The sequence below is a fragment of the Herminiimonas glaciei genome (assembly GCF_042664955.1).
GTDB classification, from domain to species: Bacteria; Pseudomonadota; Gammaproteobacteria; order Burkholderiales; family Burkholderiaceae_D; genus Oxalicibacterium; species Oxalicibacterium glaciei.
In genome coordinates this window covers 2,298,260-2,319,346 of the sequence record NZ_JBHTBU010000001.1, presented here as the reverse complement: position 1 = coordinate 2,319,346, position 21,087 = coordinate 2,298,260, and the positions used below count along the sequence as shown (strand labels likewise).

General features: G+C 55.8%; 15 protein-coding genes and 1 tRNA gene. 3 read left to right on the top strand and 13 right to left on the bottom strand.

What is annotated here, in order from left to right:
• Positions 1-10: 10 nt before the first annotated feature.
• The 11 genes from ACFQPC_RS10430 to ACFQPC_RS10380 form a co-directional block, all read right to left on the bottom strand.
• On the bottom strand, positions 11-652 hold the full coding sequence (locus ACFQPC_RS10430) for a response regulator transcription factor (protein ID WP_382271783.1): 642 nt from the start codon (positions 650-652) through the stop codon (positions 11-13).
• Positions 649-1,719, bottom strand: a complete 1,071-nt coding sequence (locus tag ACFQPC_RS10425) for a sensor histidine kinase (protein WP_382271782.1) — start codon at positions 1,717-1,719, stop codon at positions 649-651. Before ACFQPC_RS10425 ends, ACFQPC_RS10430 begins: the two co-directional genes overlap by 4 nt.
• A 59-nt stretch (positions 1,720-1,778) precedes the next feature.
• Positions 1,779-2,504: an MgtC/SapB family protein gene (locus ACFQPC_RS10420; RefSeq protein ID WP_382271781.1), complete on the bottom strand. Its 726-nt coding sequence runs from the start codon at positions 2,502-2,504 to the stop codon at positions 1,779-1,781.
• A gap of 12 nt (positions 2,505-2,516) precedes the next feature.
• Positions 2,517-3,005: a hypothetical protein gene (locus ACFQPC_RS10415; RefSeq protein ID WP_382271780.1), complete on the bottom strand. Its 489-nt coding sequence runs from the start codon at positions 3,003-3,005 to the stop codon at positions 2,517-2,519.
• A 14-nt stretch (positions 3,006-3,019) separates the two neighbouring features.
• A complete protein-coding gene (locus ACFQPC_RS10410; protein WP_382271779.1) occupies positions 3,020-4,336 on the bottom strand; it encodes a TolC family protein in 1,317 nt (438 codons plus the stop codon).
• Between the two features lie 20 nt (positions 4,337-4,356).
• Positions 4,357-7,494 carry an efflux RND transporter permease subunit gene (locus ACFQPC_RS10405; RefSeq protein WP_382271778.1) on the bottom strand — a complete coding sequence of 1,046 codons (3,138 nt, stop codon included), beginning with the start codon at positions 7,492-7,494 and terminating at the stop codon, positions 4,357-4,359.
• Positions 7,487-8,719 (bottom strand): efflux RND transporter periplasmic adaptor subunit, encoded by a 1,233-nt coding sequence (locus ACFQPC_RS10400; RefSeq protein WP_382271777.1) that lies wholly within the window; start codon positions 8,717-8,719, stop codon positions 7,487-7,489. Before ACFQPC_RS10400 ends, ACFQPC_RS10405 begins: the two co-directional genes overlap by 8 nt.
• Entirely contained in the window at positions 8,716-9,018 is a 303-nt protein-coding gene (locus tag ACFQPC_RS10395; protein WP_382271776.1) for a hypothetical protein, read from the bottom strand. Before ACFQPC_RS10395 ends, ACFQPC_RS10400 begins: the two co-directional genes overlap by 4 nt.
• 714 nt (positions 9,019-9,732) lie before the next feature.
• Positions 9,733-9,817, bottom strand: a tRNA-Leu gene (locus ACFQPC_RS10390).
• Between the two features lie 108 nt (positions 9,818-9,925).
• Positions 9,926-11,662: an ArnT family glycosyltransferase gene (locus tag ACFQPC_RS10385; protein WP_382271775.1), complete on the bottom strand. Its 1,737-nt coding sequence runs from the start codon at positions 11,660-11,662 to the stop codon at positions 9,926-9,928.
• A 170-nt stretch (positions 11,663-11,832) separates the two neighbouring features.
• Positions 11,833-12,099 (bottom strand): type B 50S ribosomal protein L31, encoded by a 267-nt coding sequence (locus ACFQPC_RS10380; protein WP_382271774.1) that lies wholly within the window; start codon positions 12,097-12,099, stop codon positions 11,833-11,835.
• A gap of 218 nt (positions 12,100-12,317) precedes the next feature.
• On the opposite strand from ACFQPC_RS10380, the gene ACFQPC_RS10375 reads away from it, so the two are divergent.
• Positions 12,318-12,926 carry a trimeric intracellular cation channel family protein gene (locus ACFQPC_RS10375; RefSeq protein ID WP_382271773.1) on the top strand — a complete coding sequence of 203 codons (609 nt, stop codon included), beginning with the start codon at positions 12,318-12,320 and terminating at the stop codon, positions 12,924-12,926.
• A gap of 96 nt (positions 12,927-13,022) precedes the next feature.
• On the opposite strand, the gene rho is transcribed toward ACFQPC_RS10375, so the two are convergent.
• Both rho and trxA read right to left on the bottom strand, forming a co-directional pair.
• Positions 13,023-14,288, bottom strand: a complete 1,266-nt coding sequence (gene rho, locus ACFQPC_RS10370; RefSeq protein WP_012078486.1) for a transcription termination factor Rho — start codon at positions 14,286-14,288, stop codon at positions 13,023-13,025.
• A 108-nt stretch (positions 14,289-14,396) separates the two neighbouring features.
• Positions 14,397-14,723: a thioredoxin TrxA gene (trxA, locus tag ACFQPC_RS10365; RefSeq protein WP_012078487.1), complete on the bottom strand. Its 327-nt coding sequence runs from the start codon at positions 14,721-14,723 to the stop codon at positions 14,397-14,399.
• 298 nt (positions 14,724-15,021) lie between these two features.
• Here trxA and ACFQPC_RS10360 point away from each other — a divergent pair, with 298 nt between their 5' ends.
• Positions 15,022-17,700: a PD-(D/E)XK nuclease family protein gene (locus tag ACFQPC_RS10360; protein ID WP_382271772.1), complete on the top strand. Its 2,679-nt coding sequence runs from the start codon at positions 15,022-15,024 to the stop codon at positions 17,698-17,700.
• Positions 17,700-20,975 (top strand): UvrD-helicase domain-containing protein, encoded by a 3,276-nt coding sequence (locus tag ACFQPC_RS10355; protein ID WP_382271771.1) that lies wholly within the window; start codon positions 17,700-17,702, stop codon positions 20,973-20,975. The genes ACFQPC_RS10360 and ACFQPC_RS10355 overlap by 1 nt, the downstream gene beginning before the upstream one ends.
• Positions 20,976-21,087: the final 112 nt, after the last annotated feature.

The following is a 21,087-nucleotide window of genomic DNA, read 5'->3' as shown; positions in this document are numbered from 1 at the left end:
ACCTATGACGTCAATTTGATTGAATTTTGAGTTTCTCTGAAATTTTCACCAGGTCAGCCAGGGACGATACTTCCATTTTTCGCATGGTCGCACCGCGCCTTACTTTGACGGTTACTTCGCTGATGTTCAAGGCCGCTGCGATTTGCTTGTTTAAAAGGCCTTGCACCACCAATTGCATGACCTGTTGTTCGCCACCTGATAGCGACGTCCAACGATTGAGCAGTTCGGCCGTGACAGCATCTTCCTGGCGTTTCAAGCGATTTTTTTCTATGCCGTTTTGGATGGCATCCAGCAAATCCTGGTCGCGGAATGGTTTCGTCAAAAATTCAATGGCACCATTCTTCATCGCCTGCACACCCATGGCGATATCACCGTGGCCGGTAATGAAAATCGTCGGAAGTTGTATCCCGAGATCTATCATTTGGCGGTGGAAGTCCATCCCGCTTTGGCCGGGCATCCTGACATCCAACACCAGGCAAGCAGGTGCATCGGCCAATGTATGCTGGAGGAATTCTTTGGTAGAACCGAAGGATAGTGCCTGCAGTCCGACCGAAGCGAGCAAATCCTCAAGGGCTGCACGGACGGAATGGTCATCATCGATGATATAGACGACAGGCAGTTCTAATACTGGCGTGGGAGATGTTGCACTCATTGCGTTCCCTTCTCTACGATGGGCAGGCTAAATCGAACAATGGCACCCCCGTCCGGATTTTGTTCTGCCCATATTTTCCCTTCATTTGCTTCAATGATGGTCCTGCTAATCGTCAGTCCCAGTCCTATGCCTGATTCTTTAGCGGTCCAGAATGGGTCGAATAAATGCTCAATGCTTCCCGGAGGAAAGCCAATGCCGGTATCGATAATTGAAAAATGAACCGTTCCCGGCTTGCTTATCGTCGATAAAATTTGCATATCCCGTTTTTGGTTTTCATTTGTAGTCATTGCTTCCGTTGCATTCAGTATCATGTTGACGATCACTTGCTGAATCTGCACACGGTCTGCCAGTACCGATGGCGTGTCATCGCTTAAATTCAGGTTCAAGGATATGCCATGGCCTTCTATATCACTGCGCGACATGGCCACAATTTCAAGGATGGCCTGATTAAGATCGAAGCGGCTTTTATACGGCACTTCACCCTTGGTAAGGCTGCGGATACGGGTGATGATATCGCTTGCCCGATTTGCGTCACTGAGAATTCTACCCACTGCCAGCCGTGCTTTTTCCAGGTTCGGCGGATCCTGGTCGAGCCAGCGCTGGCATGCATTTCCACTCGTGACGATGGCGGCGAGTGGCTGATTGACTTCATGCGCAATCGACGTGCTCAGTTCGCCCAGGCTGGTGACGCGCGCGATGCGCAAGAGCTGGGTCTGGGCCTGATAGGCGGCAGCTTTGGCGGCGTTCATCTTGAGGGAGAGATAGGTCGTGATGGCGATGGCGACTATGCTGATGCCGGAATTGATCAAGCCGACCTGGTATGAACCAAATTTAGTCAGGTAGAAACTGAGTATGGTTAAAAAAATACAAAAACCGGAAAGAGCCACCAGTGTGCGCGTGGATACCCAGCTTGACGCCGCAAGAATAACGGCGGAGTAGAAAACGGCCGCCGCAATTGCGTAGTCCGTAAGGGTATCTGCCGCAAAAATGGCAGCCATGACAATTAGCATGCCGAGCATGCCCGGGACGCGATACCATCGCATAGGCTTGGAAATATCGTGTTTCATAGAACTGAGTCTCTTTTTATGGTGCTTAGGTCATTTTTCCTGATCAATCTACACCATTTTCATTCTTCCGAATTTGCATTCCAGAATGCCTGCTGCACACCGGCTTCCTGCAATAATATCGCCATCATCCCATCCAGTTCTTCCGCCTCGACTGCCGTTGCATACAGCGTTGCCTCGATTTCCACATCGTTGTTGCCAAAAGGATGCTGGTCGACAGCCCGGATCGGGTAATTGGATTCTTCGAGCAAGCCCACCATTTTTTCATACACTTCCGCTTGCCGGGTCCTCTGGCAGACGACATAGACGGTATAGGTGGCTTCGCTGGACTCTTCCTGTATTGGACGGCGGTTGATACGATTGACGACCGGTCGCAGCAAAGTATTGGATGCCAATACGAACAGTGCGGCCAGTATCGCTTCGGGGAACAGCTTGGCACCTGCACAGCAGCCGACGGCAGCTGAACCCCAAAGCGTAGCGGCAGTGTTGAGTCCGAAGACATTGGAGCCTTCTTTCATGATGGCTCCCGCACCCAGGAAGCCGATGCCTGAAACGACATAGGCTATTACCTGTAACGGACCGGGTGAGCCTCCGTGCAGTGCATGGAACCGTACCGCCAGATCGACGAATACGGCTGCGCCCACGGCTACCAAGGTATTCGTGCGTAATCCGGCCGTACGCTGGCGCACCTGGCGCTCGAAGCCGATCAGGGCTCCGAGCATAAAGGCGGTAGTCAGGCTGGCTAGCGAACTTAGCCACGCTGATAGTTCAAAGACAGGCCAATTCATATTTTCTCCCGCTTAGTTTGTTGCATGCATAAAAATCTGGTTTTTACAGATGTCATCGGAATTTCCATCCAAGGTGTTGCGCCACGGTATTGCGTGGGATGAATAATCCGCTTGCTCACATACCAGTGGCAGGCGTTCACCAGGATATTTTTTGGGACGAGGAAGAACGGCTTCCATTTCGCAGCTGCGCAGGTTGATGTAAATTGAATCGCCCGATTCCAGTGATTGATTTACTGGTGTCTTCACAATACGTTTACGCGTCCCCTTGAAGATGCGGTAAGTCACTAGCGCAAAGCTTTGCCCGGTCGCCGGTGTGGCGTCTTCCGGGCGGCAGTCCTTCAGTAATCCGTCCTGCACCTCATCCCTGCTTACCACGCGTTCGACCGTCGCTATCCGCCAGCCGTCCGAGTAGTCATACCTGCCTTCATATAATGCAGAGCAAGCCGTGAGTGTCGCCAGCATCACTGCAAGCACAATAAAGCGAGGTTTTCCCTTGTCCATTTTCGACATCCCGCTCAGAGCGATGGCGCTTCGCCGATGGCAAGCTGTAGCTGCACCGTGGCTGTCGCCATGTCAGATTCAGATTGCAGATACGCCAGGTAGGCTTCATCCGCCGAACGCTGCGCGGCCAGCAATTCCAGCAATGAGGCCGCACCGTTACGATAGGACAGGCGTATGCCTTCCAGCATGCGGTTCGCATTTGCCAGTACATCTTTGCGGTAGTGATCCACGTTTTCGCGGGCGGCGATAAAGCGTTGATGTGCGGTACGTACGTCCGCCTCTGCCTTGAGTTCGGCCTGGTTCAGGCCGAGCATGGCTTGTGTGACGGCCGATTCGGCTTGCACGATATCGCCGCGGTTGAGACGCGAGAGCGGGATAGGGATGCTGATCGATAAAGCCAGCACATTGGAACGCGAAGTCCCGTCTATCGCATTGCCACCCTGGTCGAAGCCGCCCGGATAGCCACGGGTAGAGGTGACGCCCAGTGATACCGTCGGATCGACCGAACGATTGGCACGCGTCAGCGATGCATTATCGCGTGCATGTTCCAGGGTGGCGCGTGCGATCAGGACATCCTGGCGTGATTGCAAGGCTGCAGGTACCAGGGCTTCGATATCGTTGCCACGTTCGAATGGTGTAAAGCCGCATTCCAGCACCGCCGGGCCGAATACATCTTCGACGCGACGGCCCAATGTGAGTGAGAGCGCCAGGCGTGCCGCTGTTGCTTCTGCACGCGACTGCGTGACATCGGCCTGGAACTGATCGCGTTCCACTCGTGACTGCAACAATTCGATGCCACCCACATCACCCGCCTTGCGCCGTACTTCATTGACCCGCACGATTTCGGACAGGGCTTTGAGTGTATTTTCCTTACGTGCCAATACATCGCGGGTGCGGCAGGTTTCGGCAAAGGCCAGCGCCGAATCGCTGTAAAGCTGCTGTTTGAAACCGGCAACAGTCGCTTCCGTCAGGGTCACATTGCTGCGCGCCGACTTGATGCGCGCGTCACGCTTGCCGCCGGTCTCTATCGTCATGCTGAGCGATGGTCCGCGGCTGACGGGCCGGGGGTGGATGGCACTGACGGTTTCACGCGATGCGCTGTAGGTGAACTCAGGGTCCGGCCGTATGCCGGCGATGCCGACGCCTGCTTCGGCGGCTACGATAGTTTCGCGTTGCGCTGCCAGTTCCAGGCTATGTGCTTCGACTGCGTTCAGGTAGTTTTTAAAATTCAGTTTGCTTGCTGGTACGTCCTGGGCGCGGACGGTATGTACCGTCAGTCCGCCCAGCGCCAGTATCAGCATCTGGCTGATGGCGATTTTCTTGAATGTCATGTTCAGCTCCGTTTCAGCTGTTAGGTCGATAAGCCGGCTTCATCGGAAGTGTCGCCTGCTGCCTGCGCCGCCTTTTGCGCGCGTTGCAGCGCGGCAGCTTCGACGCGGGCTTCTATCAATTGGTAGAGGGCGGGTAGCAGCAACAGCGTCAGTGCGGTAGCGCTGATCAGGCCGAATACCACCACCGTTGCGAGCGGACGCTGCACATCACTGCCGAGGCCGGTGGCCAGCATTGCCGGGGTCAGGCCGAAGGCGGCGACTGTCGCTGTCATGAGTACCGGACGCATGCGACTGGTCGCACCTTCCAGTACCGCTTCCCGCAGGGATTTCCCTTCGTCACGCCGCAAGCGATTGATTTGCGCCACCATCAATACGCCACCGAGTACCGCGACGCCGAACAGGGCAATGAAACCGACCGCGCTGGAAACGTTGAGTGTCATGCCGCGCAAATGCAGCCCGGCGAAGCCGCCGACCATGGCCAGCGGTACCACGCCCAATACCAGCAAAGGCTGGCGCAGGTTGCCGAACTCACCGAACAGCAGCAACAGCATGATGCCCAGCGTCAGTGGCAGGATCACGAACAGGCGTGCTTCTGCCCGTTGCAGGTTTTCGAACTGCCCGCCCCATTCGATGTGCAGGCGCTGCTTGTCGTACTCAATGTCGCGTTCTATCGTTGCTTGCGCTTCGGCCAGGAAACTGGCGAGGTCGCGCCCCCGCACGTTGAGTTTGACCAGAATGTGACGTTCACCGCGCTCACGGACGATCACGCTCTGGCCCGTGGTGGTACTGATGCGCGCCACATCGGCCAACGGTATCTTTGCGCCATTGGCAGCAGTGAGGCGCAGGTCGGCTATCGCTTGCGGGTTGGCGCGCGTCTCTGGCGAAAAGCGCACCGTCATGTCATAGTTTTTTTCACCTACATACAATTGCCCGATGGAGGCACCACCTATGCCGGTGGAGATAAGCTGCGCGACATCGGCGGCATTAATCCCATAACGTGCAGCAGCAGCGCGATCCAGGTCTATCCGTAAATTGGGCAACGGTGGTTCCACATCGACCACGACATCGGCAGCACCCGGGACCCTGCGCAAGGTGGTGGCTACATGTTCCGCAATCCGGCGATCTTCTTCCAGGTCGGGGCCAAAGATTTTCACCGTCAAGTCACTATGTGCACCGGACAGTTTGTCCTGCACGCCATCTATCATTGGTTGCATGAAGCCGATGGCGTAACCTGGCATTTGCGCATAGCGTTCACCCAGTCGGCGTATCAATTCCTGCTTGCTGATACCGGACTGCCAGCTGCTGTAAGGATGCAGGGCGATGCTGGCTTCGATATGCGACGGCGTCCAGTAATCGGTGCCGTCATCGTTACGCCCGGTTTGCGTGACCACGCTGGAGACTTCAGGGAATTCCAGCGTAGCCTTGCGCAGTTCGGTCGCCATTTCGCTGGCTTTGTCCAGTGTGATACCGGATGGCATTTGCACTTGTAACCAGATCGAGCCTTCATCCAGATAGGGCAGGAAGTCGCGACCTATGGTGCCGGCCAGCAGCAATAGCGTGACCAGCATGGCGACTATGCTGGCTGCCAGCCAGCGCCAGTGTCCGACCGTGCGTGCGAGGAAATCAGCGTAACGTGTGTTGAGCCGTTCCAGCACCGGGTTGTGGAAGATCTTGCGCGGCCGGTGGAAGGCCAGCCAGGCCAGGCCGGGCGTCAGCATCAGGGCCACTGCAAGTGCACCTAGCAGCGCCGCACCGACTGCATACGCCATCGGCGAGAACAGTTTGTACTCGATGCGTTCAAACGCAAACAGGGGCAGGTAAGCAGCAGCGATGACGCTCATGCCAAAAAATATAGGACGTGCTACCTGCAGCGTGGCAGTGATTGCATCACGCGGTGTCAGCACTTTTCCTTCCTGCTTTTCACGTCGGCGCAAGATGTTTTCCACCACCACCACCGCACCATCTACGAGGATGCCAAAGTCGATCGCACCGAGCGACAGCAGGTTGGCCGGGACCTTGGCGTGATGCATGAAGGTGAATGCAAACAGCAGCGCCAGTGGCACCGTGAGTGCGACTATCAGGGCGGCACGTGGGCTGCCAAGGAAGAGCAGCAGGACCAGCGTAACGACTATCATGCCTTCCAGCAGCGTCTTGCCGACGGTATGCGTGGTGGCTTCGATCAGGCTGCTGCGATCCAGATACGGCACCAGCTTGACGCCGCGCGGCAGCAATTTCTCATTGATCTCACGCACCGCATCATGGATGCCGTTCAGCGCGACCGAGGGATTGCTTTCCTTGAGTAACAGGACCACACCGGAAATCGAATCAGCATTATCGTCCTTGCCGAGGATGCCGCGCCTTTCCACATTGCCGTAAGTGAGCTTGCCCAGGTCCTTGGTCAGTACCGGTACGCCGCCCACGCTTTTGATAACGACATTGCCCATGTCATCTAGCGAACGCAGCAAGCCGACGCCGCGTACGACATAAGACTGCTCACCGCGATCGATGACGCTGCCGCCACCGCTCTGATTGTTGGCATTGATGGCATCGATGACTTCACTTAGCGTGAGGCCATACTGGGTCAGGCGTGCCGGATCGAGTTCCAGCATGAACTGGGTCGTGAGGCCACCGTAGTTGGTGACATCGACCACGCCCTGTATCTTTTTCAGGCGTGGTATCACAGTCCAGAATTGCAGTTCTGATAGTTCACGCAGGCTGTGCGTACTACTCTCCAGCGTATAACGATAGATTTCGCCGGTTGGCGATGTGTACGGATCCAGGCCAGCCTTGGCGGCATAGGGCAGGTCGACTTCATTCAGGCGTTCCTGCAGGCGCTGCCGTGCCCAGTAGCCATCGACGCCATCCTGGAACACTACTGTGATGAGCGACAGGCCGAACAGGCTGCGCGAACGCAGCACATGCATGCCGGGCGTTGCCAGCAATGCGCGTTCCAGCGGCACGGTGATTTGCTGTTCAATTTCTTCCGCTGCGAGGCCGGGCACCTGCGTGACTATCTGCGAGGTGACGTCGGCGATGTCGGGATAGGCTTCCAGTGGTAATTGTTTCCAGCTGAAGACGCCATACAGCGCGGTGAAAGCAAACACCAGCCAGACGATGCCGCGACGATGAAAACAGGTATTGACGATACGTTCAATCATTGAGGAGTACTCCATCCTTGATGACGATGCGGTCGCCGGCCTTCAGGCCCGAAGTCACTTCTACGCGATCATGCAGTTGCGCGCCGACGGTCACGGTACGCGGTGTGTAGTGGTGCGCTCCCTGTTCGATGAAGACACGTACTTCCAGTCCGTTTTGCTGGATGGCCGAGAGCGGTATCGTCAGTGCTTCCTGTTTCTGACCATCAAACGCTACATGCGCAAACATGCCCGGGCGAAAACGTCCGTCGGCATTGGCTATTGCGACGCGCACTTTGACGCTGCGGGTTTCCGGATCCAGTAATTCGCCGACATAGCGCACGATGCCCTCGACTTGCTGGTCGGGATAGGCATTGAGCGTGATGTGCGCTTTTTGTCCGATGAACACTTGCCTGAGATCGCGTTCCGCCACATTGGCGGTGAGCCAGACGGTGGACAGATCTGCTACCGTCATGATGGGTGCGTTGATATCATTCCAGTAGCCGCCTTGTGAACCGGCCATTTCGATGACACGACCACTGATCGGTGAGCGCAGTACATATTCACTGCGTGTATGGGATTGTTTGGCGACGCCTAGTTGTGCCAAGCGGTCAGCCGCGGTATGCGCATCGCTGTCAGCGCTATCCATACTTAGTTGCGCTGCTTCGTAGTCTTTTTTTGCTGTAATGTCTGCATCAAACAATAGCTTTTGACGCGCAAAATCACGCTGTGCCTGCGCCTGTGTATTGCGGGCTTTGGTGTATTCGGAACGGGCGCTGGAAATTTCCGCCGAGTCGAGCGTGAAGAGTGGATCGCCGGCCTTGACCGCATCACCCAACGTACGCTGCAGACGGATAATACGGCCCGGTACCGGCGGTGCGACCTTGACCAGTTTTTCTGCGACTGCTTCTATGACACCGGGCGCGGTCAGCGGACGTTCTATTTCGCTGACGTCTACTGTGCCGATAAGCAGGCGCGTGCGCAACGGTGAGCCTTCCGGCACTTCCATGACATTGCCTTTGCGTATGACGCTTGCGGCACTATCTTTATGCGTTTCGGCCTGGGCGGCCGATATCGCTGTCTTGTCATCGCAGCCGGCCACAGCGATGCATAGCAATATCAACGCGAGCACGGCCATCAATTTGCACATATGTTTTTTGACAGTAACTTGTGGTGTTGTGCCCCGGGTCGCGTTGTTCGTGACCTGGGACAGCTCGGTGTATACACCTGTAACGAGTAAGGAAATCATGCGAATTGCCTCCGGAGTTGATGGGCAGGAATGCGGCAAGCCGTGCTGATGTTTTGATCAATCTCAAAACCCATGGGGCGCAGTTTTTCGCGCGTGGTCAGCGGCAGATGGCGTAAAACGGAAGTGCGTTCCGATGCAGAAAGCAGGGACAGCGCATCGGCTGCCACGCGTGGTGAACACGCGGCTATGGCCTGTGCGAAAGCGAGTACGCCGTGTTCGGAGAATAGTTGTCGCAGGGTTGCGATGCGACGCGCGGAGATAGCTGCGCGCAATGCAACATGGAGATGTGGGTGGTGCATGAAAAGCCTCCTGGGAAAAACCGGGCGGAGGCTACTCAGCGTTCAGGCGATGAGCGACCTCCAGCCAAGTGCCGGCTGAATAAAAAATGACGGGAAATGGAGTGGCGCACTGCGGCACCAACTAGGGTCGGGATCGATGGTCTTCTCCTTGCTTGCGATGTACTTTGTCAGATGTTCACAAAGATATGGTCGTCGGAATGCGCGCAAAAAATAAAGGATCGATAGTGAAGCGATCCTCGCGCTACATGGCTACTTGATTACAGCGGCATGAATTTTGCCATCCATTAAATTGGAGAGCCAGCTGGCGTTAGGGTCGTTTTTATCGCTATACGCATACATTGCATATACCAAGGTATATGCGCTGAAGGCGCCATCCTTCCGACAAACACGAATTCAGGTTTGCAACTTGTTTGAGTACGAAGACAACAAGGTAGGTAAACAGGATTTTGAAAGAGTGACGTGCGGACTTCTGCACGCAGGATTGGAGGGTGTTTGGGCAAAGATTGAATAAATACCGGCGTGCCGGAGGCTTGATTGAAATTTTATGGGATACGAAAAGAGGGGGGCTTCGGCTGGGAAGAGATATGTATTTGCACGAGCTGTGCAAAAGCCGGGAATGGTAAATCCTGGTGCGACCGGGTTTTTGCGGAAAGGCCATATTCCGCGGAAATAAAAATGCGGCGCCCAATTTCTTGAGAACCGCATGTTTATTAGTGGTGCCGAGAGCCGGAATCGAACCGGCACGCCTTGCGGCGCGGGATTTTGAGTCCCGTGCGTCTACCTATTCCGCCATCTCGGCAACGCAAGCTGAGCATTATGCGCGATTTGCCCGATTTGAGCAAGACTCATTGCGCCTGATTATGCTGTCAGCAAGCAAATTTTTTGCAATATTGATAGCCGATCAACATCATTGCTGTGCTGCCGGCGTACCGTATACGCGGCGATACAGGCGGAAGCGTTCATCACGGTCTGCCGGGCGGCGGCCATGCCAGATCAATTGCCATTGCTGGTTGTAGCGCGTGATGGTGGCAGCTGCATCATTGCCACGATGGGCATCCTGCAGCAACAGGTAATCGCAGTTCTTTTCGCCAAACTGCGCGAATTCTATCTTGCCGAAGTAGGCGAAGGACGCGCGCTGTGCCGGTCCGACGTTTGATGCTACGCAACGTTTGACGGTCGGCAAGGCGGCATCGATTTGTTGCGCCACGCTGACATAGCTCTTGATGTAATTACCCCATGGCAGCCATAGCGTCATCAGCAGCAACCAGCACAGGATAATCCCGCCGGATGACAGGACAACCGCGCGCCACAATACCGAAGGCCGACGCGACACGCGCCAGTAGACGATCCAGATCCAGCCGGCCGAAGCCGCCGCTGCGATCAGCATGACGAAGAGATTGAATTCAGGTTTGAAGCCTGGAGCGATCTTGAAGGCATTGCGTGCCAGTTGTGCCGGCCAGCCGGTTTGCTTGGCGATCCAGCCGATCCAGATGAAGGCGGCGCAGGTCGTCAGCATCATTACCGAGAACCAGTCGACTGCATTGATCGCACCGCGTTTCATGGTTGGCAAACCGAAGGCGGCCAGAATCGCGAGCATAGGCAAGAGTGGCAACAGACTGGCTTCTTCGCCATGCGAGTTGAGGAGGGCCAGCACCAGCAGCGCGGCGAAGAAGGTCAAGGGCAGCGTGATGTGCAGCGCCGCATGCTGGCGGCGCCAGGCGTAGACGGCCCAGATCGCGAATGGCCATGCCGGCCATGCAAACCAGATTGCATTTTTCAGGAAGTATTGCAGCGTGGACGCCGAAGGTGCGCTGACCTGGCGGTAATTCCATGCCATCCATGCATCTACCGGGTTGTTGCCGAAAGGTTGCACCTGTTGACTAGCCCATATCCATGCGCCGCATACGATGGCAGCCAGTGGCAAGGCAATGAATACCAGGCGCGGCAAGAGGGCGCGATCACGTATCGCGGCGAGCACGACGATGCCTATCCACAAGGCGGCAGGCGTGACCCAGCCGCGGGTCAGCGCCAGTGCGCCGAGGGCCAGGCCGAGTACGACGGTGCGGCGCAAAGTGTGTGCTTCGAACAGGCGGGTGGTGGCATACAGTGAGCAAGCCACCAGCGATACTTGCAGTGCTTCCGAGGTGGTGCCGTGACTGTGTACCAGCAAGCCGAGGCAGCCGAGATAAATCAGCAGTGCGCCATCGGCCAGCGTGCGGCCGAAATCCTTCGGTTCCGGTTGGCCGCCGAAAGCAAGTTTGAGTGGTTGGGCTTCAGCGCGACGACCCAACAGGTAGGTGGTGTACCAGACCGCGACTGAACCAAGCAGGAAGAAGCAGATAGGGGCCAGGCGTGCTGCCATTGGTGCGCCAAGCAGCCAGCCGAATAATTTGATGCAGATCGCGCCGAACCAGAATGCCAACGGACCTTCTTCCGGCATCGCGAGGCCGACGATATTCGGTGACAGCCAGTCGGCCAGCGAGCCGGTGGCCATGGTCCACATGATGCCGAAACCGGCAGCGTCGTCCGGTTTCCACGGGTCGCGTCCGACCAGGCCCGGCAGGATATACAGCAGGCACAGTGCGAACAAGGCCCAGCGCGGGAGTGCGAGTGTAGCGGAGGCGGGCAGGCGGACTGGCTTCATGACGGGGTAATTGTTTTTATTTGATCCGGCGTTATTGTGCCGCAAAATTTCTGTATCAGTGCAGCGGAATCATCCGCATAGAGTGAAAAGAAGGCTTTTCAGTTCGATTGCAGGGGGATGCAATAATAAAAAAGGCAGCCGTAGCTGCCTTTTTAAAACGCGGTGACGAATTACTCTGCCACGCTTGTTTTGGAACCGACGGTACCGAACTTCTTGCGGAATTTGTCCACGCGACCTGCGGTATCAACGATTTTGTGTTTGCCGGTGTAGAACGGATGCGATTCCGACGAAACCTCAATCTTTACCAGTGGGTAGGTAGCACCTTCAAATTCGATGGTTTCACGAGTTTGAATGGTCGAACGGGTAATGAATTTGAAATCGTTGGACATGTCTTGAAACACGACGTCGCGATAGTCCGGGTGTATGCCTTCTTTCATTTTTCTGCCTTAGATAGTTTGGTAGCCAATCGTCACTTCGTCGGTCGCACAGCTTCTTGACCCGATTGTCGATCACTTGCCTGGGTTGGAACGAGGCGCGAATTATACAATAAAATCATGGGTTTGCGCCAGATTTGCTGACGGGAATGCTACAGTCCCACGCTAAGCCGTTTCAGAATAACAAGGGAGACATTGTGGCAATAGGTTTGCAAAGTAGCATGAGTACGCTGCTGCAAGTGGTGGAGGCCTGCGGCATCATTGCCTTTGCCTGTTCCGGCTTTGTCGAGGCCAGGCGCAAGGATATGGACCTGGTCGGGGTGTTTATTGTTGCTTTTGTGACAGCTTTTGGCGGCGGTACCCTGCGCGATATGTTGCTGGACCGGCGTCCGCTGTTTTGGGTCGAGCATCAGGAATATGCGATCCTGGTCTTTGTGCTGGCGCTGTTGGCCGGGCCGTTTTTGCCACATCTGCGCTCCGCGGTGGCCGAAAAGACCATCGTCGTGGCCGATGCGCTCGGCCTGGGTTTGTTTAGCGCGGTCGGTACTTCATTGGCGCTGGAGGCACAGATGCCGGTGTTTATCTGCGTGATGATGGGCGTGACGACCGGTATTTTTGGCGGCGTCTTGCGGGATGTCTTGTGTAATGAGATTCCGATGGTGTTCCGCCGCGAGCAGTTATATGCGACCTGTTCGCTGTTGGGTTGTGCGGTGTATATGGTGCTGGAGTGGCTGGATATGACGTCGGCGGTGGCGCTGATTTCCAGTATTTTGGTGACTTCGGTCTTGCGCCTGCTGGCCGTCAAAATGAATTGGCGTTTGCCGGGATAAAGAATTGTAGCCAATAAAAAAGCCCGTTTTCATTTGCAGTGTCTGCAAGGAAAACGGGCTTTTTGTTTTCAACTGAAATTCAGTTGAAGGTATGGATCAGGAATTACCGCGACGCATCATGTCGAAGAATTCGGCGTTGTTCTTGGTCGCCTTCATCTTGTCGAGGATGAATTCCATCGCTTCGATCTCGTCCATGCCGTACAAGAGTTTGCGCAAGACCCAGATCTTTTGCAGCTGGTCCGGTTTGATCAGCAATTCTTCACGGCGGGTACCGGATTTGTTCAGGTTGATCGCAGGGTAGACGCGCTTCTCGGCCAGGCGGCGTTCGAGATGGACTTCCATATTGCCGGTACCCTTGAATTCTTCGTAGATCACGTCATCCATGCGGCTGCCGGTTTCGATCAGTGCGGTCGCGATAATGGTCAGCGAACCGCCTTCTTCGATATTGCGCGCAGCGCCGAAGAAGCGTTTTGGACGTTGCAGAGCATTTGCATCGACACCACCGGTCAATACCTTGCCGGAGGCAGGGATCACGGTGTTGTATGCACGCGCCAGGCGGGTGATCGAGTCGAGCAGGATCACGACGTCTTTTTTCATTTCAACCAGGCGCTTGGCTTTTTCCAGCACCATTTCTGCAACCTGCACGTGACGGGTCGCAGGTTCATCAAAGGTCGATGCCACGACTTCGCCGCGTACCGAACGCTGCATCTCGGTCACTTCTTCCGGACGTTCGTCGATCAGCAGCACGATCATGACTGCTTCCGGGTGATTGGTGGTGATCGCGTGTGCAATGTGTTGCAGCATCACGGACTTACCGGATTTAGGCGATGCCACCAGCAAGCCGCGCTGGCCTTTACCGATAGGTGCGATCAAATCGATGATGCGGCCGGTGATGTTTTCTTCGCCGCGCATATCGCGCTCAAGCAGCAATGGCTTGTTAGGGTGCAGCGGCGTCAGGTTTTCAAACAGGATGCGGTGTTTCGAGGCTTCCGGCGATTCGCCGTTGACCTTGTCTACCTTGACCAGTGCAAAGTAGCGTTCGCCGTCTTTCGGCGTACGGACTTCACCTTCGATCGAATCGCCGGTGTGCAGGTTGAAGCGGCGGATTTGCGAAGGCGAGATATAGATGTCGTCGGTGGACGCCATATAGCTGGCGTCGGGCGAGCGCAGGAAGCCAAAGCCGTCAGGCAATACTTCGAGGGCGCCATCGCCAAAAATTTGTTCTCCTGATTTCGCGCGTTTCTTGAGAATCGCGAACATCAGTTCTTGTTTGCGCAAGCGCGCAGCGTTGTCGATGTCCAGGCTGATTGCCATTTCTAGCAGGGCGGAGACGTGTAACGCCTTTAGTTCAGATAAATGCATATTTTTGAGTTTCCCGGGATGGGAGATAAAAAGGTGGGGGAGGGAACGACGTGGTGAAGTTGGTAATCAAGCAGCGATGCGGGCGCACCGCTGCCATTTTTATTTATTTCAGATGTTGCTATCGATGAAGGCGGTCAATTGACCTTTAGCCAGCGCGCCTACTTTTTGCGCTGCCGGTGCACCGTTCTTGAACAGGATCAGCGTAGGAATGCCGCGGATACCGAATTTGGCCGGAATCGCCTGGTTGGCATCAACGTCCATCTTCGTGATCTGGATCTTGCCTGCGTACTCTTTGGCAACATCTTCCAGGATAGGTGCAATCATTTTGCACGGACCGCACCACTCTGCCCAGAAGTCGACCAGAACCGGTTTGTCGGATTTCAGTACGTCTGTATCAAAAGATGCATCGGTAATATGTTTGATGTTTTCGCTCATGTTTGCCTCAGTCTGAGGGGAAAAGGATAAATCTGCGCCTTGGCATCACCATACTAATCGGTATTTGCCTGCAGCGTCTCCGCTTACTGGAACACAGATGGAGACGTTGCGATTGAATTCAAGTTTTGAAGGTATAACCAGAGGTGATCAGGCGGGGTCTGGGCAAATCATAACCTATTTTATAAAAAGTGGGGCATTGCTCGAAAAATTTCACCCGGCCTCGCATAAAATGCAAAACCGGGTAGTCTGTGTCGTCCGAGATTGCCATTTCCCCTGTTGATTCCCACTTGAGCTCCTGATGCTGCATAGCACCGTACTGATTCCACCTTCCGCCGCCTTTTGGGACGATGCCGCACGTGCATTGTTACAAAGCGATTTGCTGGCGGATACGCGGCAGTCGGCGCTGCGGGATTTGTCTTCATTGCGGGTAGTAGTCTCAACTTTCGCCCATATACAACTATTAAAGAGCGCTTTGGGCCGACAGTTGGGCGCTGCCTTCATTCCACCGACGATTACTTCGCTGTCTGAATATATACGGCTGTTGCCACCGCAAGCCGGTACCGCCGCCACCGCGCCGAGCGAGCGCCTGATGTCGCTGTATGCCGACCTGCGCCAGCATGGATGGTTGAAGAAGCTGTTCACTGCGCGTCGTAATACTGATTTGCTGCCGCTGGCCGAGATATTGTTAACACTATCGGATGAATTGACGCAGGCTATGCTGCCTGAGCTCAAGGTGTCGCCCGATGTGGCCGATGCACGCTGGCAGGCGGCGCTCGAGCAATTGTCGCCGGTCGCACGCAATCTGTTGTCAGATGAAACGCAACTGGTATGGACCATCTGGAAAAGCCAGCTGGATGCCAGCGACGCCATCGTGCATCGCTTTGCACAAATGATGCGCATCGCCGCGCAAGCACAGTTGCCACTGTTCTGGATCAGTCCGGTGGCAGCGGATGCACTGGAGCAAGCCTTCCTCGACGCCTACCAGCAACAACGCCCGGTGGTCGCGATCACGCTGGATTGGCGCGCGCAACATATCAATACGACTTATGCCGCCGCCTGGCCGGAGATGCTGGATGATGCCGTCCCTGCCGACTTGGCGCTGGCGACGCCGCCCGGTTTGTCTTTATATGCAGCGCATAACCTCGAAGCGGAAGCCAAGGCCGGTGCACAAACCATCATGGACTGGCTGCAACAGGGTAAAACGAATATCGCCATCGTCGCGCAGGATCGCGTGGTGGCGCGCCGCATCCGCGCCTTGCTGGAACGGGCGCAAGTGATCGTGGCCGATGAAACCGGCTGGAAGCTGTCGACCACACGCGCCGCCGCCGCACTCGCATCGTGGCTGGAGCTGGTGGCGGCGCGCGCTGAAACCATCGCCCTGCTGGATTTCCTCAAGTCGCCATTTGTTTTTGCGAATACCGAGAATAAAGCCGACCTCGTTATGGCGAGTGAACTTGCCTTGCGCCGCGCGAATGTACTCGGTGGCTGGGAAGCGGTCGGCGATGCATTGACCGCGATTCCGTCCGCACAAAATATGGTGAAGTTGCTGGCGCAACAGGCGACCGGGTTCAGCAAAGGCAAAACCTTGTGCGACTGGATCACGGCGAGCCAGCAAACGCTGGATGTACTCGGCATGCGCGGCGCTTTGCAAGCCGATGGTGCCGGGGCGCAGGTGCTGCAGCTGTTGCAGGATATAGAACAGGATTGCACTGCGGTCGGACATGTCTTTTCATTTGCCGAATGGCGCGCCTTCCTCAATTTGCAACTGGAAGCAACCGCCTATGTGCAATTGAACCGCGACCGGCGCGTGGTGATGCTGCCTTTGAATGGTGCGCGCTTGCGCAGCTTCGACGCGGTCTTGCTGGTTGGTGCGGATGCCGAACACCTGCCGTCGCAACCGACAGAAACACTATTCTTCGCCAACGTCGTGCGGCGCGAACTTGGTTTGGCAACACGTGAAAGCAGGCAGCGCCAGCAGTTGCGTGATGTGACGGAATTATTGGCAGCGAATGAACAGGTTGTCATGTCGTGGCAGGAGCATAAAAATGGCGAGCCGAATCCGGTCAGCCCGTGGATAGAACGCCTGGAGTTGAACCTGGAACGTGCGAAGTTGCCAAAAATCGCCAGGCATCAGGTCAAAATCGCGCCGCGTCACCTGACGCCTGCACCTGTGACCATGCCTGCACCACATGCGGCTGCCTTGCGTCCACAAAAGTTGTCGGCCAGCGGCTATAACAGCCTGGTGGCTTGTCCTTATCAATTCTTTGCCACCCGCATGCTGGGTTTGTCCGGACTGGACGAGTTATCGGATATGCCGGAGAAACGTGATTACGGTGATTGGCTGCACCAGATACTTGCGATCTTCCATACCCGTTTGCATGAAGTGACAGTGGCGGAGCGGCCTGCCTTGTTGCGCGAGATATCTGACCAGGTATTTGGCCTGGCACTGGATAAAAGCGCCGCCGCCCTCGGTTATTACGCACGCTGGCAAAAAGCGATGCCGGCTTATCTCGAATGGCTGGGTGAACGCGAAGCGCAGGGTTGGCACTTCGTGCTGGGTGAAGAGAAATTTGAAAAGGTCTTGCGCTGGGATGATGGCGAAATCATCCTGCATGGCCGCGTCGACCGTATGGATGAAAATGCCGCCGGTGAACGTGCAGTGCTCGATTACAAGAGTACAAATCAAACAGCCTTGCGTGACAAGCTCAAGCAAGGTGAAGATCATCAATTGCCATTTTATGGCTTGCTGTCCGATGTGCCACTGAGTAACGCACTGTATATACCGCTGGAAGCCAGCAAGGACAAAATCAAGGAAGTGGAATCACCCGACTATGACAATTGGCAGCAAAGCCTGAGTGTACAGATTACCACCAGTATGCGTGCAATTGCACATGATGCGCCTATGCCTGCGACCGGTCCCGAATCGGTATGCCAATACTGCGATGTACGCGGCTTGTGCCGCAAGGGAGCATGGTGATGCAGGGGCATGAAGACATGGATCTGACGCCACGTGCTTACGAAGTCAATGGCGCGCAATCGGATGCCGCGCACTTCGTGGCACGCGCCTGTGACCCGACGCGCTCGGTGGTAGTTGAAGCCTGTGCCGGCAGTGGCAAGACCTGGTTGCTGGTGGCACGCGTATTGCGCCTGCTGTTGGCCGGGACTGAACCTGCCGCCATCCTCGCCATTACCTTTACCCGCAAGGCGGCGCAAGAGATGCGCGAACGCCTGATGCAGTTACTGAATGAATTGACGCTGAAGACAGATGCGGAAGTGCTGGCCCTGCTGCGCGAACGCGGGATAGCCGAACATGCATTGGCTGAAACCTTGCCGCTGGCACGTGGTTTGTATGAGAAGGTATTACGTAGTCCGCAAGCCTTGTCCATCGATACCTTCCATAGCTGGTTTGCGCGCCTGATCCAGATCGCGCCTTTGGCTTCCGGTGTGCCACATGGTTACAGCCTGACCGAAGCGACCGGTGAATTGTTGTCGGATGCTTACAGCCGCTTCATGCAGCAGGTAAATGAAAAAGACCAGCAGCACGTCAAGGATGCATTGGTCGATTTATATACCCAGGTCGGTGACTTCAGTACGCGCAATTTGCTCAATTCCTTTGTCGCCAAGCGCGCCGAATGGTGGGCTTCGGTACAAGGCGGGGAGCCGCTGGAGTGGTTGGAGGAACTGTGTGGTGCGGATGGCGTGATGGATGCGCGTTTGTCGCTGTGGTCGGATGACAAGCTGTTGGCACGCATTAATCAGGTTGCATGGTTGCTGGGGCAGGGAACAGCTGTTAACCAGGAACGTGCGACGTCGATAGAGAAAGCAGTGACAGCCGGTGCGGCGTTGGAAAATTTTGATGCACTGACAAATGAATTTTTTGATGCGGGCGGCAAGTTCCGCAAGAACCGCGCGACCAAGAATTTGACCAAGGCCTTGCTGGATAACCTGGGTGAAGAAGGTGTGTATGCATTTGAAGTGGAATTCGAAAGCATAGGCGAAGCGCTGAAGAAAATCCTGCGCCGTAGCATGGAGCCCAAGGTCATCGCACTGAATCGTTCGCTGTTCACGGTAGGTGCCGCTTACCTGGAAATCTACCAGGCAGTCAAAGCCGAGCAACGTGTATTTGATTTCGCCGATCTTGAATGGCAGGCGTATCGCCTGTTGACGAATGAAGAACATGCCGCCTATCTGCAAAGCCGTCTTGATGCGCGCTACAAGCATGTCTTGCTGGATGAATTCCAGGATACCAATCCGCTGCAGTGGAGCATCGTGCAGGCGTGGTTGAAGGCCTACGGCAACGAGACCGACAGGCCTAGTATGTTTGTCGTTGGTGATCCGAAACAATCGATTTATCGTTTCCGCCGTGCCGAACCGCGCGTGTTTTCTGCCGCGCGTGAAGTATTGGTGGCGCAAGGGGCGGATTTCCTGCGCACCAACCAGACACGGCGCAATGCACGCGGCATCGTCGACGTCCTGAATGTAAGCTTCCGCGCCAATCCGATCTACACCGCACAGACCACCTTATCGAATGAAGCTGGCGCAGTCTGGCAATTGCCGCTGGTGCAACAGGAAAAGAGTGAGAAAGTCGTCTGGTCGCCGGCGAATATGCGTGATCCATTGACCGAGCCGCGTGAGGAAGAAGAGGATGCGCGGCGCTTGGAAGAAGGGCGTGCAGTGGCGCAAGCGATCTTGCGTGCGCGGGAAGTGACGCCGGGTGCGAAGTGGTCGGACGTGATGTTGCTGGTCAAGAAGCGCACCCACCTCAGTGCGTATGAGCGCGCCTTGCGTGAAGCCGGGATTCCGTTCGCATCGGACCGGCGCGGTGGTTTGCTGGAATCGCTCGAAGTGGCCGACCTAATCGCCTTGCTGACTTTCCTGATCACGCCGCATGACAACCTGGCACTGGCGCATGTATTGAAGTCGCCGATCATGGGCGCGAGCGATAGTGATTTGATTGCGTTGGCACTGCGTAGTGAAAAGACCTGGTGGGGGCGTTTGCACCAGGCTGAACTGAATGCCGATGTATTGCAACGCGCCGTCAGCTTGCTGGAAAAATGGCTGGAGCTGGCCGCACGGTTGCCGGTACATGATTTGCTCGATCGCATATTGCATGAAGGTGATGTGGTCGCGCGCTATGCTCAAGCGGCGTCGCCGCTGGTGCGCGGACAGGTGCTAGCGAATATCGAAGCCTTTACCGAACTGGCGCTGAACCTGGATGCGGGGCGCTACCCGAGCCTGCCAAAATTTATTGATGCGCTGCGCCGCTTGCAAAAATCGGCTGATAGCGATGCACCGGATGAAGCCGAGATTGATGCATCGCTGGATGCAGCGCGCATCCTGACCATCCATGGTGCCAAGGGACTGGAAGCGGATATCGTGGTGTTGCTCGATGCTAACCATAGCGATCCGGCGCGCGACGATTACGGCGTGCTGTGCGAATGGAAGCAGGAAGCCGATGCACCTAACCATTTCTCCGTCTTTGGTCGCCAGGCCGAGCGTGGTGCTGCGCGTGATTACCTGTTCGCCGAAGAAGAGCAACTGAAAACCCAGGAAGACTGGAATCTCTTATATGTAGCGACCACGCGCGCGAAGAAGCTATTAATAGTGAGTGGTGTCGCCGATGCCCGTAGTGCCTCGGAGAACGGGGTAGCGGACGGCTGCTGGTATGCACGCTTCCAGGGTGCCGAGGAGCCGGAACTGGATGGGCCAGTGCAGGTGTCGGATGTAAAACAGGAAGCCGGATTTCCACTGTCTATCTTTAGCCCGCCGCCTTTGCCACTGGAGCAGCCTGACATCCAGCAGGCATTCAGCAGTGCGGAAATCGAGGAAGGCATTGCGCTGCATGCCTTGATGGAGCGCCTGACGCAGACCTGGCCGGTGCAGATCCATGCAGCGCCGGTACTGGCGAAATGGCTGCCTTGTTCACGTGAGTTGGCAGAAGTGGTGCGTACGCAGGCGGACGTTATCCTTGCGCAACCGCAATTGCAGCGTTTCTTCGATCCGGCGCAACATCGCTTTGCGCGCAATGAGATGGAGATCGTCAGCAGCGCCGGCGTGGCGCGCTTTGACCGTGTCGTCATGTTTGACGACGAGTTGTGGATCCTGGACTACAAACGAAATCTCTACGATAGCGAACGGGTGGCATATGCGGCACAACTGGCACGCTACCGCCTTGCTGCGCAGGATGTGTTCCCGGGTCTGAAAATCCGCACCGCGCTGATCACGGTGGACGGGACGCTGACTGAGGTATGATGACGCGCTGTCGCCGGCGTGCAGTTTTGACAATCGAATACGGGTATGAATAATCGTATAAGCCCGTATTTATTGCTATCGCTGACCGCCGGTCAATAAATTTGAACCATGC

Coding starts and splice junctions, on each gene's coding strand:
- ACFQPC_RS10430 (WP_382271783.1), bottom strand. CDS start 652: ATGAGTGCAACATCTCCCACGCCAGTATTAGAACTGCCTGTCGTCTAT.
- ACFQPC_RS10425 (WP_382271782.1), bottom strand. CDS start 1,719: ATGAAACACGATATTTCCAAGCCTATGCGATGGTATCGCGTCCCGGGC.
- ACFQPC_RS10420 (WP_382271781.1), bottom strand. CDS start 2,504: ATGAATTGGCCTGTCTTTGAACTATCAGCGTGGCTAAGTTCGCTAGCC.
- ACFQPC_RS10415 (WP_382271780.1), bottom strand. CDS start 3,005: ATGGACAAGGGAAAACCTCGCTTTATTGTGCTTGCAGTGATGCTGGCG.
- ACFQPC_RS10410 (WP_382271779.1), bottom strand. CDS start 4,336: ATGACATTCAAGAAAATCGCCATCAGCCAGATGCTGATACTGGCGCTG.
- ACFQPC_RS10405 (WP_382271778.1), bottom strand. CDS start 7,494: ATGATTGAACGTATCGTCAATACCTGTTTTCATCGTCGCGGCATCGTC.
- ACFQPC_RS10400 (WP_382271777.1), bottom strand. CDS start 8,719: ATGATTTCCTTACTCGTTACAGGTGTATACACCGAGCTGTCCCAGGTC.
- ACFQPC_RS10395 (WP_382271776.1), bottom strand. CDS start 9,018: ATGCACCACCCACATCTCCATGTTGCATTGCGCGCAGCTATCTCCGCG.
- ACFQPC_RS10385 (WP_382271775.1), bottom strand. CDS start 11,662: ATGAAGCCAGTCCGCCTGCCCGCCTCCGCTACACTCGCACTCCCGCGC.
- ACFQPC_RS10380 (WP_382271774.1), bottom strand. CDS start 12,099: ATGAAAGAAGGCATACACCCGGACTATCGCGACGTCGTGTTTCAAGAC.
- ACFQPC_RS10375 (WP_382271773.1), top strand. CDS start 12,318: ATGAGTACGCTGCTGCAAGTGGTGGAGGCCTGCGGCATCATTGCCTTT.
- rho (WP_012078486.1), bottom strand. CDS start 14,288: ATGCATTTATCTGAACTAAAGGCGTTACACGTCTCCGCCCTGCTAGAA.
- trxA (WP_012078487.1), bottom strand. CDS start 14,723: ATGAGCGAAAACATCAAACATATTACCGATGCATCTTTTGATACAGAC.
- ACFQPC_RS10360 (WP_382271772.1), top strand. CDS start 15,022: ATGCTGCATAGCACCGTACTGATTCCACCTTCCGCCGCCTTTTGGGAC.
- ACFQPC_RS10355 (WP_382271771.1), top strand. CDS start 17,700: ATGCAGGGGCATGAAGACATGGATCTGACGCCACGTGCTTACGAAGTC.